Annotated in this window: 15 protein-coding genes; 9 read left to right on the top strand and 6 right to left on the bottom strand. The window is 41.7% G+C overall.

Going from position 1 to position 18,922, the window contains the following annotated elements:
- Positions 1–44: 44 nt before the first annotated feature.
- The 5 genes from metH to recR all read right to left on the bottom strand — a co-directional run bounded on the left by metH (position 45) and on the right by recR (position 5,663).
- Complete coding sequence (metH, locus tag P767_RS0112615) at positions 45–2,750, bottom strand: methionine synthase (protein WP_026764805.1); 2,706 nt, start codon at positions 2,748–2,750, stop codon at positions 45–47.
- 3 nt (positions 2,751–2,753) lie between these two features.
- Positions 2,754–3,767, bottom strand: coding sequence for a homocysteine S-methyltransferase family protein (locus tag P767_RS18710; protein ID WP_026764806.1), 1,014 nt, complete (start codon positions 3,765–3,767; stop codon positions 2,754–2,756).
- Between the two features lie 222 nt (positions 3,768–3,989).
- Positions 3,990–4,511, bottom strand: coding sequence for a YceI family protein (locus P767_RS0112625; RefSeq protein WP_026764807.1), 522 nt, complete (start codon positions 4,509–4,511; stop codon positions 3,990–3,992).
- A gap of 57 nt (positions 4,512–4,568) precedes the next feature.
- Entirely contained in the window at positions 4,569–4,985 is a 417-nt protein-coding gene (locus tag P767_RS0112630; protein WP_026764808.1) for an OB-fold protein, read from the bottom strand.
- Positions 4,986–5,048: 63 nt separating this feature from the next.
- Complete coding sequence (gene recR / locus P767_RS0112635) at positions 5,049–5,663, bottom strand: recombination mediator RecR (RefSeq protein ID WP_026764809.1); 615 nt, start codon at positions 5,661–5,663, stop codon at positions 5,049–5,051.
- A gap of 43 nt (positions 5,664–5,706) precedes the next feature.
- On the opposite strand from recR, the gene serC reads away from it, so the two are divergent.
- From serC to P767_RS0112660, 5 genes are all read left to right on the top strand, one after another.
- Positions 5,707–6,777: a 3-phosphoserine/phosphohydroxythreonine transaminase gene (gene serC / locus P767_RS0112640; protein WP_026764810.1), complete on the top strand. Its 1,071-nt coding sequence runs from the start codon at positions 5,707–5,709 to the stop codon at positions 6,775–6,777.
- A 51-nt stretch (positions 6,778–6,828) separates the two neighbouring features.
- Positions 6,829–8,064, top strand: a complete 1,236-nt coding sequence (locus P767_RS0112645; protein ID WP_026764811.1) for a DUF1015 domain-containing protein — start codon at positions 6,829–6,831, stop codon at positions 8,062–8,064.
- A 29-nt stretch (positions 8,065–8,093) separates the two neighbouring features.
- Entirely contained in the window at positions 8,094–9,110 is a 1,017-nt protein-coding gene (locus tag P767_RS0112650) for a tetratricopeptide repeat protein (RefSeq protein ID WP_172637548.1), read from the top strand.
- Positions 9,111–9,217: 107 nt separating this feature from the next.
- Positions 9,218–11,002, top strand: a complete 1,785-nt coding sequence (locus P767_RS0112655) for an AMP-dependent synthetase/ligase (protein ID WP_026764813.1) — start codon at positions 9,218–9,220, stop codon at positions 11,000–11,002.
- Positions 10,995–12,836, top strand: a complete 1,842-nt coding sequence (locus P767_RS0112660; RefSeq protein ID WP_026764814.1) for a PAS domain S-box protein — start codon at positions 10,995–10,997, stop codon at positions 12,834–12,836. Before P767_RS0112655 ends, P767_RS0112660 begins: the two co-directional genes overlap by 8 nt.
- Here the strand turns inward: P767_RS0112660 and P767_RS0112665 are convergent.
- On the bottom strand, positions 12,823–14,382 hold the full coding sequence (locus P767_RS0112665) for a hypothetical protein (RefSeq protein WP_026764815.1): 1,560 nt from the start codon (positions 14,380–14,382) through the stop codon (positions 12,823–12,825). The two genes, P767_RS0112660 and P767_RS0112665, sit on opposite strands and share 14 nt — an antisense overlap.
- A 206-nt stretch (positions 14,383–14,588) precedes the next feature.
- Between P767_RS0112665 and P767_RS17035 the strand changes: the two genes are divergently transcribed.
- The 4 genes from P767_RS17035 to leuB are packed head-to-tail and all read left to right on the top strand — an operon-like array spanning position 14,589 to position 18,891.
- Complete coding sequence (locus P767_RS17035; RefSeq protein ID WP_051417346.1) at positions 14,589–15,755, top strand: 2-isopropylmalate synthase; 1,167 nt, start codon at positions 14,589–14,591, stop codon at positions 15,753–15,755.
- A 9-nt stretch (positions 15,756–15,764) separates the two neighbouring features.
- Complete coding sequence (leuC, locus tag P767_RS0112675) at positions 15,765–17,168, top strand: 3-isopropylmalate dehydratase large subunit (protein ID WP_026764816.1); 1,404 nt, start codon at positions 15,765–15,767, stop codon at positions 17,166–17,168.
- A gap of 24 nt (positions 17,169–17,192) precedes the next feature.
- The gene (gene leuD, locus P767_RS0112680; protein ID WP_026764817.1) at positions 17,193–17,777 is read left to right on the top strand and encodes a 3-isopropylmalate dehydratase small subunit; all 585 of its coding nucleotides are present in this window, start codon (positions 17,193–17,195) and stop codon (positions 17,775–17,777) included.
- A 1-nt stretch (position 17,778) separates the two neighbouring features.
- Positions 17,779–18,891 carry a 3-isopropylmalate dehydrogenase gene (gene leuB / locus P767_RS0112685; protein ID WP_026764818.1) on the top strand — a complete coding sequence of 371 codons (1,113 nt, stop codon included), beginning with the start codon at positions 17,779–17,781 and terminating at the stop codon, positions 18,889–18,891.
- Positions 18,892–18,922 lie beyond the last annotated feature (31 nt).

Raw genomic sequence — 18,922 nt, forward strand, 5'->3', positions numbered from 1 at the left:
TAATCGGATAATTTCCGATTATTATCAAAAAAAATTACATAAACCTACAATATCGGCCTCAACCATTTCTCTGCTGTTGCTTCGTCCATCCCTTTGCGGGCAGCATAGTTTGTAAATTGGTCTTGCTCAATTTTGCCAATTCCAAAATACTGACTCTGCGGATGCGAAAAATACCAACCACAAACAGAAGCTGCTGGATACATAGCCAGGCTTTCCGTTAAGGAAATGCCCGCCTTGTCTTGTGCACTCAGCAAATCAAATAATTTATATTTCTCTGTATGATCAGGGCAAGCTGGATAGCCTGGTGCGGGGCGAATACCCTTGTATTGTTCCTTAATTAATTCTTCTGGGCTCAATTGCTCTTGTGCATCATATCCCCAATATTCTTTACGCACATGCAAGTGCAATGCTTCTGCAAATGCTTCAGCAAAGCGATCGGCCAATGCTTGCAACATAATTTTATTGTAGTCGTCGTGTGCCGCTTCAAATTTTTCTAGATGGGGTTCAATGCCATGGATGCTTACGGCAAATGCACCTATATGATCTTTTTTATTGGCAGTTGCGGGGGTGATAAAATCGGCTAATGATAAATTGGGTTGTCCGGGTGCTTTCTTGATTTGTTGGCGATGAAAACACAATTGCACTTTATTGTTTCCAGTACTTACTTCTACATCATCGTTATTGCTGACTGCTTCCCAAAATCCTATCACCCCTTTGGCGGTCAACCATTTCTCTGCAATGATTTTATCCAACAAAGCATTGGCATCATTGTATAATTTCGTTGCTTCTGCGCCTACCACTTCATCGGTTAAGATGGCTGGAAAATTTCCATGCATTTCCCAAGTGATGAAAAATGGTTTCCAATCAATGAAAGTTCTTAACTCATTCAAATCGTACTGGTCAAATACTTTGGTGCCTGTAAAGCTGGGCGTAGGGGGAGTATAACTGTCCCAATCAATAGCCACCTTATTTTGCAAAGCTTCTGCATAGGGCAGGTATTGCTTCACGGATTTTTTGTTATCAAATCCTTCTTTGAGTTTGCTATACTCTTGGGAAATTTCTTGCAAGAAGGGGTCTTTTTGTTCTTTGTTCAATAATGATCCTGCAACAGTTACACTTCTGGATGCATCCAGAACATGCACTACGCCATTTACATATTCCGGCGCAATTTTTACAGCCGTATGCATTCTGGAAGTGGTAGCCCCTCCAATCAATAAGGGCTGCTTCATATTCCTGCGTTTCATTTCGCGTGCGATATGCACCATTTCATCTAAGGAAGGCGTAATCAATCCACTCAATCCAATAATATCTGCTTGCTCTCTTTCTGCTGCGTCTAATATTTTATCGGCAGGTACCATCACCCCCATGTCTACTATATCATAGCCATTACAGCCTAGTACTACGCCCACAATATTTTTTCCAATATCGTGTACGTCCCCTTTTACGGTTGCTAACAAAATTTTGGCAGCACCTGCTGTTTCTTCATTTACGGTTCCTGCGGCTAAATGCGCTTGCTTTCTGTCTTCTTTTTCTTGTTCAATATAAGGGGTAAGAATAGCCACACTTTTTTTCATTACACGGGCACTTTTTACCACCTGTGGTAAGAACATTTTTCCTGCTCCAAATAAATCGCCAACGATATTCATGCCATCCATCAATGGTCCTTCAATTACATCCAATGGTCTTGGATATTTTTGTCTGGCTTCTTCTGTGTCTTGGTCTATATAATCGGTGATGCCATTGATTAAGGAATGCGCCAATCTTTTTTCAACAGGTTCTTTTCTCCAGGCTTCGTCTTTTACTTCAACTTTTCCTTTCGCTTTTACCGTTTCTGCGTGTTGGATTAATTTTTCTGTGGCTTCGTTGTTGTCGTTGTTTCTATTCAAGATAACATCTTCGCATAGTTCCCTTAGGGTGGGTTCTATTTCGTCGTACACCACCAACTGCCCAGCGTTTACAATCCCCATATCCATACCCGCTTTAATGGCGTGTAATAAGAATACAGAGTGGATGGCTTCTCTTACATGGTCGTTGCCTCTAAATGAAAATGATACATTCGATACCCCTCCTGAAACTTTTGCCAATGGCATCAATCGCTTGATTTCTCTGGTGGCTTCTATAAAATCTACTGCATAATTGTTGTGTTCTTCTATTCCCGTTGCAATGGCAAAAATATTCGGGTCAAAAATGATATCCTGTGGAGCAAAACCTACTTGCTCCGTTAATATTTTATAAGCACGATGACAAATTTCTACTTTTCTCTCTTTGGTATCTGCCTGGCCAATTTCATCAAAGGCCATTACAATCACCGCTGCACCAAAAGATTTACAGATAAATGCCTGCTCAATGAATTTTTCTTCTCCTTCTTTCATGGAGATAGAGTTCACAATGCATTTCCCCTGCACACATTTTAATCCCGCTTCTATGATTTCAAATTTGGAACTATCTATCATGATGGGAATGCGCGCGATATCGGGTTCGCTTTGTAATAGATTTAAAAACGTTGTCATGGCTTTTACTCCATCTAGTAATGCATCGTCCATGTTCACGTCTAAAATTTGCGCTCCGCTTTCTACCTGTTGTCTGGCAACCGATAAAGCCTCTTCGTATTTGTTCTCTCTAATCAAACGTGCGAATTTCTTAGAACCAGTTACATTGGTTCTTTCGCCTACGTTTACAAAATTGGTCTCTGGTCTTATGACTAAAGGCTCTAATCCGGAAAGCCTTAAAAAGGGTTTGATGGTACTCATTGCTTAAATAGTTGTTTCAACCACCGGTAAGGGTCTGGGTTGCATTTTTCTTACGTTGTCTGCAATATGTTTAATATGGTCGGGTGTGGTTCCGCAACAGCCACCTACGATATTGACAAATCCTTCCTTTGCCCACTCTTCTATAAAGTGTGCGGTTTGGTGGGGTGCTTCATCATACTCGCCCATGGCATTCGGTAATCCTGCATTGGGATAGGCCGAAGTATAGCAGGCAGCTATTTGAGATAACTCTTCTATATGACTGCGCATTTCAGCAGCGCCCAATGCACAGTTCAATCCAATGCTGATAGGGTTCGCATGCATTACGGAAGTATAAAATGCTTCTAAAGTTTGGCCACTCAGGGTTCTACCCGACGCATCGGTAATAGTTCCGCTGATCATGATGGGCAATTCTGGAATGCCTTTGTCTCTGAAATATTTTTTGGCTGCATAAATAGCGCCTTTTGCATTCAGGGTATCAAAAATGGTTTCGATTAATAGGATGTCTACGCCACCATTTACCAATCCATCAATTTGTTCGTAATAGGCATTGGCTACTTCATCAAAACTGACTGCTCTGTATCCTGGATTGTTTACATCTGGCGACAGACTCAAGGTTTTATTCAATGGGCCAATGGCACCGGCCACAAATTGGGGGCCTGCTTCCGGATGTTTTTGCTGGTATTCCCCTACTGCTTCGCGAGCACATTTAGCGGCGGCTACGTTCAACTCATAAGCCAAACTTTGCATATCGTAGTCTGCCATGGCAATGACCGTACTACTGAAGGTATTGGTTTCAATGATATCTGCACCTGCTTCTAAATACAGTAAGTGTATGCCTTTGATGATTTGTGGCTGCGTAATGCAAAGCAAATCGTTATTGCCTTTTACGTCTACATGCCAATCTTTGAATCGCTCGCCTCTGTAATCGGCTTCGGTTAAATGATGCTTCTGTATCATGGTGCCCATGGCTCCATCAATTACCAGAATTCTTTTTTGTAGTTCTTCTTTTAGTAACATAGTATTGGTTCTTACACCGCTGGTGATTGAATGAACCAATAAACGAAGGAATGTGGGGGAGTAGCACTTCAACGTTTATTAGTTCTAGTTGGCAAGCCATAAGGGTACATAACCACTATGGCCAGGACTTTGGCTGAACAATAAACAAATCCACCAAAGTCGGTGCAAAGATACACCCATATTGTATTCCGTCAAAATATAGCCGCGAAAGCGGTTGGAGTGCTATTGATAAACCGCATTGATTTCTGCGTTCACTTTTTCTGTAACAGCAGATGCGTCAATTTTGAAGTCTTTCATTACGATTGGGAACTTGCCAGTGGCGGATACTTTGCCCCCTTTAACAGAGATGGTACCATTTACCGTAACGGGTTTGCTTACGCCATGTAAGGTTAAATTTCCTTTTACCACTGCTTTGTAATTACCATCCTTGGTAAAATTGATATCCTTGATATTGCTGATAGTGCCCTTGAATTCTGCTCTGGGAAATTTGTTGCTCTCTGCATAGTCGTTGTTGAACTTTTCCTGCATTTCTGCGTATTCAAACTTAAACCCTTTGATGAGCAAGCTAAAGCTGATCTCTCCTTTATCGGATAAGCGGCTGGCTACTTCATTGTTTACGGCTTTAACGTCTTCATCGTTGGTAGCGATAAAGCTTACTTTGGCATTGCGCGTGCCGTATATTTTTTGTGCTTGTGTTTGTGTAAATGCGAAGGTTAATAGCGCTATGAATAGAAACTTTTTCATTGAATTATTTTTTACAAAATGAGATTTTACGTTAATTATTCTGCGAACTTTTTTTGCCTAAGGAATTAATACTCCTTCGTTAATCACCACGTTAGCGTCCGGAATATAACCGGTGCATATTCCTTTGAAACGTATGGTACTGCCGGCTTTCAGCTCACCCGGATTGGTTTTAAACGTACAGTTGATCACAAAGAACGGATCGTCTGTTTTAAAATTCACCACTACCTGGCCATCCTGGTTGGTACTGAAATCAACAATCTCTCCTTCAATCTCAATGGCTTTGTCGAGGTATTGTGCATTGGCTGCAGCTTCATCGTTTTTGAAAGCTTCAAACAATGCCTGTGCCTTTATCGCGATTGCTTTTTCGGTGGTTACATCCCTGTGCGGCTTGGTCAATATTTTGTAGACTACAATCCCCCCGGTAATGGCTCCTGCCAATCCAAGTATCAATATGATTTTAACCCATTTTTTCATAACGGACCTATTTTAATGTTTAAACAACGAAATTATGAATTTGTTGTCAAATTTCCCGAAATCTTATTGCACATACTGTTGTACGGGCAGTCGGTTGGCAATGCTTCGGGCCAGCGTCATTTCGTCTGCATATTCCAGTTCTCCTCCAAATGCTATGCCACGGGCGATGGTGGTGATTTTGCAGGACAAATGGGCAATTTTTTTCTGAATAAAATAGATGGTGGTGTCTCCCTGTATATTCGGACTCAGGGCAAATACCAGTTCCTCTACCCGTTCCTGCGTAATCCGGTTCACCAGCAGCTCAATTGTTAGTTGGTCGGGGCCTATGCCATCCAACGGCGATATAATCCCCCCGAGCACATGATAAGTTCCATTGAATTGCTGGGTACTTTCAATGGCAATCACATCCCGTATATTTTCTACCACACAAACAATATGCTGATTGCGCGCAGTATTGCTGCAGATACTGCAGATTTCTCCGTCACTGATATTGTTGCATCGCTTGCAAAACTGTATCTCCTTTCGCATTTTGGTTAAAGTGTCTCCAAATAAAGCGACTTCATTTACATCCTGCTTCAATAAATGTAAGACCAGTCTGAGCGCGGTCTTTTTTCCAATGCCCGGTAGCTTGGCAAATTGTGCTACTGCATTTTCTAATAAGGTGGAAGGGAGTTGCATTTTGTAAAGATAATCGGTTTACTTTGTGCTTTACCTTTTGTGTATGAAGCTGCATAATTTTAATTCTGGTCCTTCTATTTTGCCGGCGCCTGTACTAAAGCAGGCTGCTGAAGCGGTGTTGAATTATAAAAACACGGGTCTTTCCTTATTGGAAATTGGTCATAGAACGCCCTGGTTTCTGGAAATTCTAGACGAAGCCAGAAATGCAGTGAAAGAACTCATGCAATTAGATGATTCGTATGAAGTGTTGTTTTTGCATGGGGGAGCAACCACGCAGTTTATGCAGGTACCTATGAATTTACTGGACAGCCATGCCATGGCGGCTTATTGCGATAACGGCGTTTGGGGTAACAAAGCCTGGAAGGAAGCCAGCCTGTTCGGTAAAGTGGATATAGTGTCTGACGGATCCGGCAGCCAGTACCGATCCATCCCTAAAAATATTGAAGTACCCAATGATGCCGCTTATTTGCATTTTACTTCGAACAATACCGTAGAAGGTACCCAATGGCATCAGTATCCTGAAACTTCTGTGCCACTGGTGGCAGATATGAGCAGCGATATTTTCAGCAGACCTGCTCCTTATAATACACTCTCTCTTATTTATGCAGGGGCTCAAAAAAATATGGGCGCTGCTGGTGTGAATCTGGTGGTGGTGAAAAAAGATTTGCTCGGAAAAATTGCAAGAAAGATTCCTACCATTATGAATTACCAGAAACATATTGAAGCGGGTTCTCTAATGAATACGCCTCCTGTGTTTGCTGTGTATGTGAGCATGCTTACGCTTCGCTGGATTATTCAGGAAGGCGGTTTGGATGCCATGGGCATGCGCAATGCCAGAAAGTCTTCTCTTTTATATGATACCATTGATTCCATTCCGCTTTTTGATGCGCCTGTGGCCAAAGAAGACAGGAGTGAAATGAATGCGATTTTCTTTTTAAAGGATGCTTCACTGGAGGAATCTTTCTTAGCACTTTGCAAACAGGAAGGCATGGTAGGCGTAAAGGGATACAGAACCGTGGGAGGTATTCGGGTTAGCATGTACAATGCTTTGCCACTGGATAGTGTTACTGAATTTTGTAACCTGTTGCATTATTTTGCGCAGAAGCACGGATAGTAGGGTATTATCCTAACTTTTCATTTGTAAATATTCACCGATATTTGCCGAATGGCAATAATCAAACCTTTCAGGGCGCTCAGGCCCCAACCACAACTGGCCAAGCAAGTAGCCAGCTTACCTTATGATGTATTGAACAGTGCAGAAGCAAAAATTGCTGCACAAGGCAATTCGCATACTTTTTTACATATCACCAAAAGTGAAATTGACTTATCTGATAAAATAGATATTCATAGTGCAGAAGTGTACGCACAGGCTAAAGACAATTTAGATGCATTCATTAAACGTGATGTGTTGTTCAGAGAATCCAAACCCTGCTATTATATCTACCAGCTTATTATGAATGGCAGAAGCCAGACAGGTCTGGTTTGCGTGAGCAGTGTGGATGATTATGAAAATGACCTGATTAAAAAACACGAGTTTACCCGTCCGGAAAAAGAACAGGATCGCATCAATCATATTAAAACAACGGGTGCGCAAACGGGCAATGTGTTTTTAGCGTATCGCAACCATGCTGCTGTTGATGCTATTATTGAGAAGTGGAAGCAGGCCAAATCTCCTGTGTATGATTTTATTGCGGAAGATGGGATTCAGCATAGCATTTGGATCGTGAACGATTCAGATGCCGTTGCTTCTATCACTGCAGTTTTTGAAAAAGAAATTCCCTGTACCTATATAGCAGACGGACATCACCGTGCAGCTTCTGCTGCAAAAGTGCGCAAGCAAATCAGTGGCGAAGTACCAGAAGGAGCCAATTATTTTCTAACGACTTTGTTCCCTTCGAATCAACTCTATATCATGGATTATAATAGAGTGGTAAAAGATTTGAATGGGTTGAGCAAGGCTGACTTTTTAGCGGCATTGGCTAGTTCTTTCGATGTGGTTTCGATGGGTAAACAAATGGTGAAGCCTGAGCAATTGCATACCATGGGATTATATGTGGGTGGTGAGTGGTTTTTGCTAACGGCAAAGCCTGGCACTTATTCCAACGATCCGATTGGTGTATTGGATGTGTCGGTTTTACAAGAAAAAATATTGGGTCCCATTTTAGGTATCTTAGATCAACGCACCGACAAGCGCATTGATTTTGTAGGTGGTATCAGAGGCTTGTCTGCTTTGGAACAAAGAGTGGATAGCGGTGAAATGGCTGCTGCCATTAGCTTGTATCCGGTTACGATTGATCAGTTGTTTGCCATTGCAGACAGCGGAAATGTAATGCCTCCTAAAAGTACCTGGTTTGAACCCAAGTTGAGAGATGGTCTCTTAACGCACTTGATTAATGATTAATGATTAATGCAATTCAATATAGCATGAATATGAAAAAAATATTTTTAGGATGCTGTGGATTTTTGTTGGCCTTGCAGCTATCTGCGCAAACCCCCACTGTTAAGCAATTGCAGGAATCTGCCATGGCGCTGATGCAACAGGGAGATTTTACCAATGCCATGGTGGCACTGGAAAAAGCAAAAGCACAGGAGCCGCAAAACCTGGAAGTCCTGAAGAATATTTCTTTCTGCTATTTCCTGCAAAGAGAATTTGCACAGGCCATTGATGCCGGGAAAATTGCTATTGAACATCCCAATGCCGATCAGCAAAGTTTTCAGATACTGGGCATGTCTTATAAATCCATCGCGGATTATGCAGCAGCAAACAAAATATACAAACGCGCCCTGAAAAAATTTCCTGACGGAGGCGTTATTTACAGTGAGTACGGAGAGAGTTTAATGCAAGAGAATAAAAAGGAAGAAGCCATTGCTGCCTGGGAAAAAGGAATTGAACTGGCCCCTTCTTACAGTGGTAATTACTATCACGCGGCTAAATACTATTACAAGGAAATGAACTGGATCCGGGTCTTGATTCATGGGGAACTTTTTGTAAACCTCGAAAGCTATTCCACCCGAACAGAAGACGTGAAAAAAGCCCTTTGGGATGCCTACCGAAATGTATTGCGTCCTATTGTGAAAACGCCTTATCACCTGGTTCCCAAATATTCAGCTTTTGAGCAAAAGCAACTGGCCATTTACGAAAAAACAAGACCCATGGTAGCAGATGGCTTAACCATTGATCATATTGGCAGTATAAGAACCCGATTGCTTACCGAGTGGATGACTGAGAATGCTACTGCTTTTCCGTATCAGTTGTTTCAACATTGGCAACATATGATTCGGGAAGACATTTTTGAAGCCTACAATCAATGGTTATTCGGAGCTGTTTACGATGCAGATGCCTATCAAAAATGGCAGGAAACCCATGCGGATGAAGCCAATAAATTCAAGGAGTTTCAGCGGAGCCGGGTGTACCGACAGCCGGGCGGTCAATATTATTTAAATTAAGTATATCCCTTTAAGTTGTTAAGCCAGTGCAAACTGGCTTTTTTTTTGTGGTTATTTGCCTAATTTGACCGTTCAAATAAAGTGAATTCACTTTAAACGATTGCGTTATGACTATTAAGCGACTTTTTGATGCCGTTAATTACCAGCTTGAACATTTTCCAAAGCAGGACATGTTGTCGGCTAAAATAAATGGACAATGGAAATCCTATAGTACACAGGAAGTAGCCGAAACCGTAAACCGCTTTAGTGCTGGATTGCTTTCCCTGGGCGTGCATGCCAATGGATTTACACCGGAAGGCAGCGATAAAATTGCCATCATTAGTAACAATCGTCCTGAATGGGTTTTTACCGACTTGGCTGTGCAACAAATTGGCGCTATCCTGGTTCCAGTTTATCCAACCACCAATCCCAACGAACTGGCTTTCATTTTAAATGATGCTGCCGTTAAATATATTTTTGTCAGCAACGAAGAATTGCTGGCCAAAGTCAATAGCATTTTGGATAAAGTTTCTTCCATTCGTGGAGTCTATACTTTTGACACCATAGCAGGAGCACAACATTGGTCCGAAGTAACAGAATTGGCCACACCAGCTTTGTTGGCGGATGTTGAAAGCGTTAAAGCAACCGTGCCTGTTGAGCATCTGGCTACCATTATTTATACTTCCGGTACCACCGGAACACCTAAGGGCGTAATGTTGTCGCACTCGAATATTTATACCAATGTGCAATTCAGCAAAAAGAGTTTTCCTTTCCATGATGCACCGGAATCTAAAGTGCTGAGCTTTCTTCCGTTGAATCATATTTTTGAAAAAACCTGTACCTATATTTATTTGTACAGTGGCATTAGTATTTATTATGCGGAAAGCCTGGAAACCATTGGAGACAACCTGAAAGAAATTAAACCAAACGGTTTCACTACGGTACCTCGTTTGCTGGAAAAAGTATTTGAAAAAATCATGGCCAAGGGCAATGAGTTAACGGGTACCAAAAGAAAACTGTTCTTCTGGGCAGTTGACCTTGCTGAGAAATACGATAACAGAATCAGTGGTGGTCTCTGGTACAATATTCAGCTGGCCATTGCCAATAAATTAATTTTCTCCAAATGGCGTGAAGCCCTGGGAGGCAATATCTCTTTCATCATTACCGGTGGAGCTGCCTGTCAGGTAAAGCTGTTGCGCATTTTTAATGCAGCAGGAGTTCCGATATATGAGGGCTATGGCCCAACTGAAAACAGTCCGGTAATTTGCGTGAACCGTCAGGAAAAAGGCGGTACCAAGTTTGGAACGGTGGGCCCTGCTATTGAAGGCATTCAGGTGAAACTGGCAGAAGATGGGGAAATTATGGTAACCGGCCCTTGTGTTATGAAAGGTTATTATAAACGTCCGGATTTAACGGCTGAAACCATGTTGGATGGTTGGCTGTTAACGGGTGATATTGGCGTTTGGGATGAAGATAAATTCCTGAAGATTACCGATCGTAAGAAAGAGTTGTTTAAAACCAGCGGAGGAAAATATGTAGCTCCTCAGCCAATTGAGAATAAATTAAAAGAGAGTCCTTTTGTAGAACAGGTGATGGTAGTTGGCTCTGAGCGTAAGTTTGTGGGTGCTTTAATTGTCCCTTCCTTTGCTACCTTAAAAGAGTGGATGAGAGAGAAGGAGATTCCTTTCACTACCAATGAAGATGTAATTCATCATCCGAAAGTGCTGGAGCTCTATCGTGAACTGGTAGAGAGTTTCAATAAGTTCTTTAACCACGTAGAACAAATTAAAAAGTTTGAACTGCTGCCCAACGAATGGACGGTAGACACAGGCGAAATGACACCCAAGTTGAGCCTGAAAAGAAAAGTGGTGAACGAGAAATTCAAAGACGCCATAGAAAGAATCTATGCCTGAGCCTAACGCCTTGTTGCGCATTTTAGTGGTAGAAGATAACCCCGCTGATCAGGTTGTTTTAGAGGGCTTATTGTGGAAAACCCGATTGCCCATTCATCAGATCATGCGTGCCAGCAGCAATGCTGAAGCAGATGCCTGGTTGAAAAAAGAAAAACCCGGTTTAATATTACTCGACCTTTCCTTGCCTGATAGTGTTGGTATTGATTCCTTCTTGCATATTAATCAAGTGGCTCCAGCCATTCCAATTATTGTATTAACAGGTTTGTCTGATATGGAAACCGCTTTGGAAACCATGGCAGCCGGAGCGCAGGATTATCTGGTGAAAGGTGAGTTTGACGAGAAACTACTTTCCAAATCTATTCAGTATAGTATTGAACGTAAGCGCAATCTTGAAAATATGCGCGTTAGCAATGAGCGATACAATATTGTAGTGCAAGCCACAAGCGATGCGGTTTGGGAAATGAATTTGGATAATCAGTCGGTATTATGGGTGGGAGATAATTTCAAGAAAACCTTCGGCTATGATTTGGTAGATGTATATGTGGATGCTGCCGATTGGGTACAAAAAATTCATCCGGAAGACAGAGAAAGAGTGCAGACCAGTATTACCGATGCATACTCTAAAACAGGTAGTCCTTACTGGAAAGAAGAGTATCGTTTTTTAAAAGCAGATGGTTCCTATGCCTACGTATTAGATCGGGGCTATATTCTTTATGAGAACGATCGGCCAATTAGAATGATTGGTGCCATGCAGGATATAACAGAGCGAAAGGAAAGTGCAGAAAAAATTCTGCTTTCAGAAAAGCGCTATCGTAGTTTATTCTATTATAATCCCATGGCCATTTTTATCTGGGATCTGCAAACCCAGCACATTCTGGAAGTGAACGATATGGCAGTGAAGGAATATGGTTATAGCAGGGAAGAGTTTTTACAATTGACGCTTTGGGATTTAAGATCCCCTGAGCATTATGCCAAACTAAAACAGTTTATTGAGCATATTGCTAGTGCGCTTGATATGGATTCCGGAGGTACCTGGGAGCATATGACCAAAACCGGTGAACGCATTTTCATGAATGTTTACTCGCACCGTCTTCAATACAATGGTAAAGATGCGGTGATGGCCATTGCACAGAACGTAACTGCCAAATTATTGCTGGAGAAAAAACTGGAAGAGGAAAGACTGATCAAACAAAAAGAAATTGCAGAAGCAGTTATCAATACCCAGGAAACCGAGCGGCACGATATCAGCAGAGAACTGCACGACAATGTTAACCAGCAACTCACCGTTGCCATGATGTACATTGCTTCTGCTGAAAAAAAGCAGGTGCCTGGTTCAGAACAATTAAGACAATCTGCCGATTATATTTTGCATGCCATTGAAGAAATCAGAAGATTATCCAAGGGTTTGGTAACCCCGTTGATTAAAGACTTTGGTTTGGTAAAAGCCATTGAAAGTGTACTGGAAGATGTGCAGGCAGTTAAGGAAATGAAGATTGAGTTTTTATTCGATACTTTTTTTGAAGACGATATTCATTACGATTTTAAACTGAGTCTATTCCGTATTGTGCAGGAACAGGTAAACAATGTTTTGAAACATGCACAGGCCAGTACCTTAAAAGTAGAATTGGGGAGAAACCAAAACAGCATTTACTTGTCTATTTACGACAATGGAGTAGGCTTCGACGCCTCTGTTCAGAAGAAGGGAATTGGTTTGTACAATATTACCAGCCGTGTTGAATTGTTTAACGGAACCATCAGTATTCATACGGCTCCCACTGCAGGTTGCGCCATGCATATGAGTTTCCCTATTACGCAGGCAATCATGCGTCACTAAGTCTTTTCTTGGCCGACAGAAATTTTTGACGGATAATGGTCTGTACCGGCTTCCGCTGAATCTTACTTTCCAGCCAGGAGATTACATCCAGGTACATAAATGCCCTAGTCTCCATTTTGTCGTCTGCCATATCTTTTAATGTAGCCAGTAATTGCTCAAACAAGGGTTTGGTCTCATTGGGGAGACTATGAAAACTTTGTTTTAAGAATTTAAAAATGGCTTCTTCTGCGGCACTCAGGTGTTGCATTTTACCCATGAATCGATATACCGATTTCAACAGGTACTTCAGGTAATCATTATTGCCCAACTCGTAATGCGCAATCAGGTGCAGCAATCGGGCATAACATTGCAAGTCGCTTCTAAGGTCTACTTTAAGATTGATGATTTTATTTAAGTAGTCAATACTACTGGCAGGATCACCGCTTCCGAAATACAAGGAAGCAATCTTATAATAGAATACCAGGGTTCTGTGCCGGTCCAGATAATCTTCGTATGCCTCCAGTTTTTCCTCTATCTCTGGTATCAGTTGTAATCCCCTGGTAAAACTGCCTTCCATGAAATGCCTGTTCAGCTTTGCGGTATACAGATAGGTAAAACATTGTACCGTATGGTTCATATTGTTTTGTACAAAAGGCATTTCCATGAATGCTTCTAGTTCTTTTATGGTCTCATTGAATTTCCGGTAATTTCTTAAATCAAAATGTGCCCCCAGCAAATTGTGCATACCTTTTATGTAGTGGGCTGTTTCAATTTCCATCATTTTAGGCTCTGCCTTAAACAGTTCCGTCCATTTGCTGCAATAGCGATAATACATCAGAAAGTCCTGTGTAATAAATGCATACCAGCAATAACATTGGTAAGCATATAATTTTTCATAGAACCCTTTCTCCTGTTCATTTTCGTGCAACAGCGGGTGATTAAAATAAACAGCCAGGGCTTTTTTGTCCGATTCGTTTCGGGCATGTCCGTGCCGTATATACCATTCGTATAAGAGTAAGGATAAATTCGAAAGGGTACTGATATTGCTCAACCGCAGATTGGTCTCGTCCGACTCCTTGCAAAGTTTTGCCGCCCGGTCCTGCATACTTCGGGTAATATAGAGGGCTTCAATTTTTTTCTCCAGAAACAAAACTTGTTGAATATAAGTAACCTGGTTATTGGCTTTAGCCAGTTCTTTTACTCTGTCCAGTACTTTTAAACTCTGGATATTTAAGCCTTTGTTGTAGAGTATTCTGGCAAAGTCGAGCTGTTCGTTCAACTGCAAATCAATATTCTCGTTTTGTTGTAACAAACGAACGCTCGCTAGTATTTCCTGGTATAAATGGGCTTTTAAATTAGACAGCTGTTGTTTTTGAAAAGCCGGATTTTTTTTCAGGAGTTGTGCTTCATCGTAATGACTCATTTTATCGAGCGCATCAAATAACTGAACCACTTTTAAGTTACCTGATGCAGAATTCCGGGTGATATACAATTTAAAATTGCGCTTCTCTGCCCTTTCCAGGGAATGAATCAATTGGTGAAGCGGGTCTGTATTCCGGTTGGGCATCGTAAAAATATTAAGCTAGAATTCAATACTGTATTGGGTTTCATGGTTTTCAACTGCGGTTACGCATTGTAAAACCAGTGCTATTTTGTTTCCACACTAAAGATAAGGCAATCTAAATTCGAATACGACAGGCCGTACTGTTGTTATTTAAGGCAATCAATAGCAATGGATACGCGCCTGTCTTTTTATCTATAAAAACCAAGACAATGGCCGATAAGATTCACATTTTTGATACTACCCTTCGTGATGGAGAACAAGTGCCTGGCTGTAAACTCAACACAAAAGAGAAACTGTCACTGGCCGTGCAATTGGAAGAATTGGGCGTAGACATTATTGAAGCTGGATTTCCTGTGTCCAGTCCCGGAGACTTTGAGTCTGTCTCTCAAATTGCAAGAACCATTAAGCACGCTACCGTATGCGGTTTAACCAGAGCAGTACAAAAAGATATTGAAGTGGCTGCACAGGCCCTGAAGTATGCGGTTCGCCCCAGAATACACACGGGTATTGGTACTTCCGATTTTCACATCAAAGCAAAGTTCAATTCTACCAGAGAAGAGATACTTGCCAGAGCTGTTCAATGTGTTAAGTGGGCCCGCAATTTTACAGATGATATAGAATTCTATGCAGAAGATGCAGGCAGAACAGAGAATGAATACCTGGCAAGGGTAATTGAAGCGGTGATTGCAGCAGGTGCTTCTGTAGTGAATATTCCGGACACCACCGGTTATTGCCTGCCCCATCAGTACGGCGAGAAAATTGCTTTCCTGAAAAACAATGTATCCAATATAGACAAAGCCATTATTTCCTGTCACTGTCACAACGATTTGGGTTTGGCTACAGCCAACTCTATTAGTGGTGTCATTAATGGTGCCAGACAAATTGAATGTACCATCAATGGTTTGGGTGAGCGTGCCGGCAATACTTCTTTGGAAGAAGTAGTCATGATTATTGCTCAGCACAAGCAACTGGATTTATACACCAATATCAAAACCCAATTGCTTAATCCTTTGAGCAGAGAAGTTTCTGAAGTAATGCGCATGCCGGTTCAGCCCAATAAAGCCATTGTAGGTTCCAATGCGTTTTCTCATTCTTCCGGCATTCATCAGGATGGCTTCTTAAAGTCTGCAGAAACCTATGAAATCATTAATCCGGAACTGGTAGGTGCAGAGGGAAGTAAAATTGTTTTAACTGCCAGAAGCGGCAGAAGTGCATTGGCTCACCGCTTACAGAAACTGGGATATGATTTTAACAGAGACGATATAGATGTTTTGTACGAAGATTTCTTGCTGGTTGCTGATAGCAAGAAAGAAGTGGAAGAATCCGATTTACATCTTTTAGCTAATCAATATAAAAAACAGAGAGCAATTGCTTAATGAAATATTATGGGTAAAACATTATTCAATAAAATCTGGGATGCACACGTAGTGGAGAAAATAGAAGACGGTCCTTCTGTTTTGTATATTGACAGGCATTTTATTCACGAAGTAACTAGCCCACAGGCATTTAAAGGAATTGAAAAGCGAGGCCTTTCTTTGTTCAGACCCAAGCAAACCATTGCAACGGCTGACCATAATGTGCCTACATTAAATCAGCATTTGCCTATCAAGGATCAGTTGAGTAAGATGCAGGTAGATCAGTTGATTGAGAACTGTGAAAAACATGGAGTAGCGTTATATGGATTGGGACATCCTTACCAGGGGATTGTACACGTGATTGGACCGGAATTGGGGATTACCCAACCGGGCATGACGATTGTTTGTGGGGACAGCCATACCAGCACCCATGGGGCTTTTGGAACCATTGCTTTTGGGATTGGAACCAGCGAAGTAGAAATGGTTTTTGCTTCACAATGCGTACTGCAGACCCAACCTAAAACCATGCGCATCAATATTGAAGGTGCTTTGCAGCCAGGTGTGGTTTCCAAGGATATTATTCTTTACATCATTGCCAAAATTTCTGCAAGTGGTGCTACGGGTTATTTTGTTGAGTACGCAGGAAGTACCATTCGTTCGCTTTCCATGGAAGCCAGAATGACCATTTGCAATATGAGTATTGAAATGGGCGCAAGAGGTGGAATGATTGCACCAGACCAAGTGACATTTGATTATCTAAAAGGAAGAGTATACGCACCTAAGGGAAATGCATGGGAGCAAAAAATTTCCGAATGGAAGCAATTGTACTCCGATGCAGATGCCGTCTTTGATGCCGAATTGCATATTGATGCCAGTGCAATTGAGCCCATGATTACTTATGGAACCAATCCTGGATTGGGTATTCCTGTTCAGGCTCATATGCCAGTGTTAGAAAGCATTGCTAATGAAGGAGAGAGAAAGAATATGGAACAGGCACTTCGTTACATGGATTTACAAAGTGGCGCGTCCTTATTAGGTATGCCTGTACAACATGTTTTTATTGGAAGCTGTACCAATTCAAGAATTGAGGACCTGCGTTTGGTTGCAAATCTGGTGAAAGGAAGAAAAAAACATGATTCTGTTAAAGTGATGATTGTACCCGGATCGCAGCAGGTTGCCAAACAAGTGCATGCAGAGGGGTTGGATAAAATATTTACCGAAGCGGGTTTTCAGATTCGTCAGGCTGGCTGTAGTGCATGCCTGGGAATGAATGAAGACAAAGTGCCCGCGGGTGAATATTGTATTAGTACTTCTAATAGAAATTTTGAGGGAAGACAGGGCGCTGGTGCCAGAACCTTACTGGCAAGTCCTTTAACCGCTGCCGCTGCAGCCATAACCGGAGTAGTAACAGATGTAAGAGAATTGATTAAATAATGGCAATAAACAGTTAGCGCAATCATGCAAGCATTAAAAGAAATACATAGTTCATTTGTTCCTCTGCCCGCAGAGAATGTGGATACGGATCAGATTATTCCTGCCCGTTTTTTAAAAGCCACTACCCGCGATGGATTTGGGAAAAATCTTTTTCGCGACTGGCGATATGAAAATGATGATGAAACAAGACCCAAAGCTGATTTTGTTTTGAATCAACCGCAGTTCAGCGGAACCATATTGGTGGCTGGTAAAAATTTTGGTTGCGGATCTTCCAGAGAACATGCTGCCTGGGCACTTTTAGATTATGGATTCAAAGCCGTTGTCTCCAGTTTTTTTGCGGATATATTTAAGAACAATGCCTTGAACAATGGGGTTTTACCTGTTATTGTTTCTGAGTCTTTTCTGCAGAAAACTTTTTCGCTTTCGCCTGCCGATGCATTGCATATTGATGTAACAGCACAAACCATTACCATTGAGAAAACCGGAGAGCAGGAATCTTTTGAATTGAACCCTTACAAGAAAACCTGTTTACTAAACGGGTACGATGATATAGATTTTCTCATCAGTCGTAAATCTGCGATTGAACAATTTGAATCAGCAAAAGCATAATATGGAAAAGAAAATAGCCGTCATTAATGGCGATGGAATTGGACCTGAAGTTACCGCACAGTCAATTAAAGTGCTTAATGCCATTGCAGAAGAGTTTGGACATCAGTTCAGTTATACGCATGCATTAATGGGTGCAGTATCCATTGATGCAACCGGATCAGCTTTGCCTGATGAAACACTGGCGGTTTGTAAAGAAAGTGACGCTATATTGTTTGGTGCAATAGGACATCCAAAGTTTGACAATGACCCCTCTGCCAAAGTAAGGCCTGAACAAGGTTTATTACAACTGCGGAAGGAACTGGGGCTGTTTGCCAATATCCGACCCATTACTACCTATCGTTCTTTGCATCATCTGTCTCCCTTAAAAGCAAAGCAGCTGGAAGGAGTAGATTGTGTCATTTTCAGAGAGCTCACCGGCGGAATTTATTTTGGTAAAAGAACAGTAACAGAAGATAAGACCTATGCTACAGATGAGTGTGCTTATCATGAACTGGAAGTTGTGCGCGTTGCTAAAATGGCATTTCAGTATGCCCAGCAACGTAGAAAAAAATTGACCCTGATTGACAAAGCCAATGTGTTGGAGACTTCCCGCTTGTGGCGCCGTATTGTGCAGGCTATGGCCATGCAGTTTCCTGAAGTTGCAGTGGATTATATGTTTGTAGACAATGCTGCCATGCAGATTATTGTGAATCCTGCCCAGTTTGATGTAATTCTTACGGAAAACATGTTTGGCGATATCATCAGCGATGAAGCCAGTGTGCTGAGTGGTTCATTGGGTTTACTTCCTTCTGCTTCTATTGGTAAAACCGCTGCCATGTTTGAACCTATTCATGGTTCTTATCCGCAGGCTGCTGGTAAAGACATTGCCAATCCCATTGGTTCTGTTCTTTCTGCTGCCATGATGCTGGATCATTTTGGATTGGCTGCGGAAGCAAACGCAGTAAGAGAAGCGGTTGACTGGACTTTGACCCATGCTTTTGTTACCCGCGATATTGATCCAATTAACAATTACGGAACAGAAGCCATTGGGGATTTACTCACAGACTTTATTCATAAAAAGCATGAGACCCAACAAGGAAATAATGCTGCTTTGAATGCGTCGACCATAATCTAAATAAAAAAAATTTAGAAAGTTCTTTGTTTTT

The organism is Sediminibacterium salmoneum NBRC 103935, from assembly GCF_000511175.1.
Lineage (GTDB): Bacteria > Bacteroidota > Bacteroidia > Chitinophagales > Chitinophagaceae > Sediminibacterium > Sediminibacterium salmoneum.

Coding starts and splice junctions, on each gene's coding strand:
- P767_RS0112655 (WP_026764813.1), top strand. CDS start 9,218: ATGACTATTAAGCGACTTTTTGATGCCGTTAATTACCAGCTTGAACAT.
- serC (WP_026764810.1), top strand. CDS start 5,707: ATGAAGCTGCATAATTTTAATTCTGGTCCTTCTATTTTGCCGGCGCCT.
- leuC (WP_026764816.1), top strand. CDS start 15,765: ATGGGTAAAACATTATTCAATAAAATCTGGGATGCACACGTAGTGGAG.
- leuD (WP_026764817.1), top strand. CDS start 17,193: ATGCAAGCATTAAAAGAAATACATAGTTCATTTGTTCCTCTGCCCGCA.
- recR (WP_026764809.1), bottom strand. CDS start 5,663: ATGCAACTCCCTTCCACCTTATTAGAAAATGCAGTAGCACAATTTGCC.
- P767_RS17035 (WP_051417346.1), top strand. CDS start 14,589: ATGGCCGATAAGATTCACATTTTTGATACTACCCTTCGTGATGGAGAA.
- P767_RS18710 (WP_026764806.1), bottom strand. CDS start 3,767: ATGTTACTAAAAGAAGAACTACAAAAAAGAATTCTGGTAATTGATGGA.
- P767_RS0112665 (WP_026764815.1), bottom strand. CDS start 14,382: ATGCCCAACCGGAATACAGACCCGCTTCACCAATTGATTCATTCCCTG.
- metH (WP_026764805.1), bottom strand. CDS start 2,750: ATGAGTACCATCAAACCCTTTTTAAGGCTTTCCGGATTAGAGCCTTTA.
- P767_RS0112625 (WP_026764807.1), bottom strand. CDS start 4,511: ATGAAAAAGTTTCTATTCATAGCGCTATTAACCTTCGCATTTACACAA.
- P767_RS0112630 (WP_026764808.1), bottom strand. CDS start 4,985: ATGAAAAAATGGGTTAAAATCATATTGATACTTGGATTGGCAGGAGCC.
- P767_RS0112650 (WP_172637548.1), top strand. CDS start 8,094: ATGAAAAAAATATTTTTAGGATGCTGTGGATTTTTGTTGGCCTTGCAG.
- P767_RS0112645 (WP_026764811.1), top strand. CDS start 6,829: ATGGCAATAATCAAACCTTTCAGGGCGCTCAGGCCCCAACCACAACTG.
- leuB (WP_026764818.1), top strand. CDS start 17,779: ATGGAAAAGAAAATAGCCGTCATTAATGGCGATGGAATTGGACCTGAA.
- P767_RS0112660 (WP_026764814.1), top strand. CDS start 10,995: ATGCCTGAGCCTAACGCCTTGTTGCGCATTTTAGTGGTAGAAGATAAC.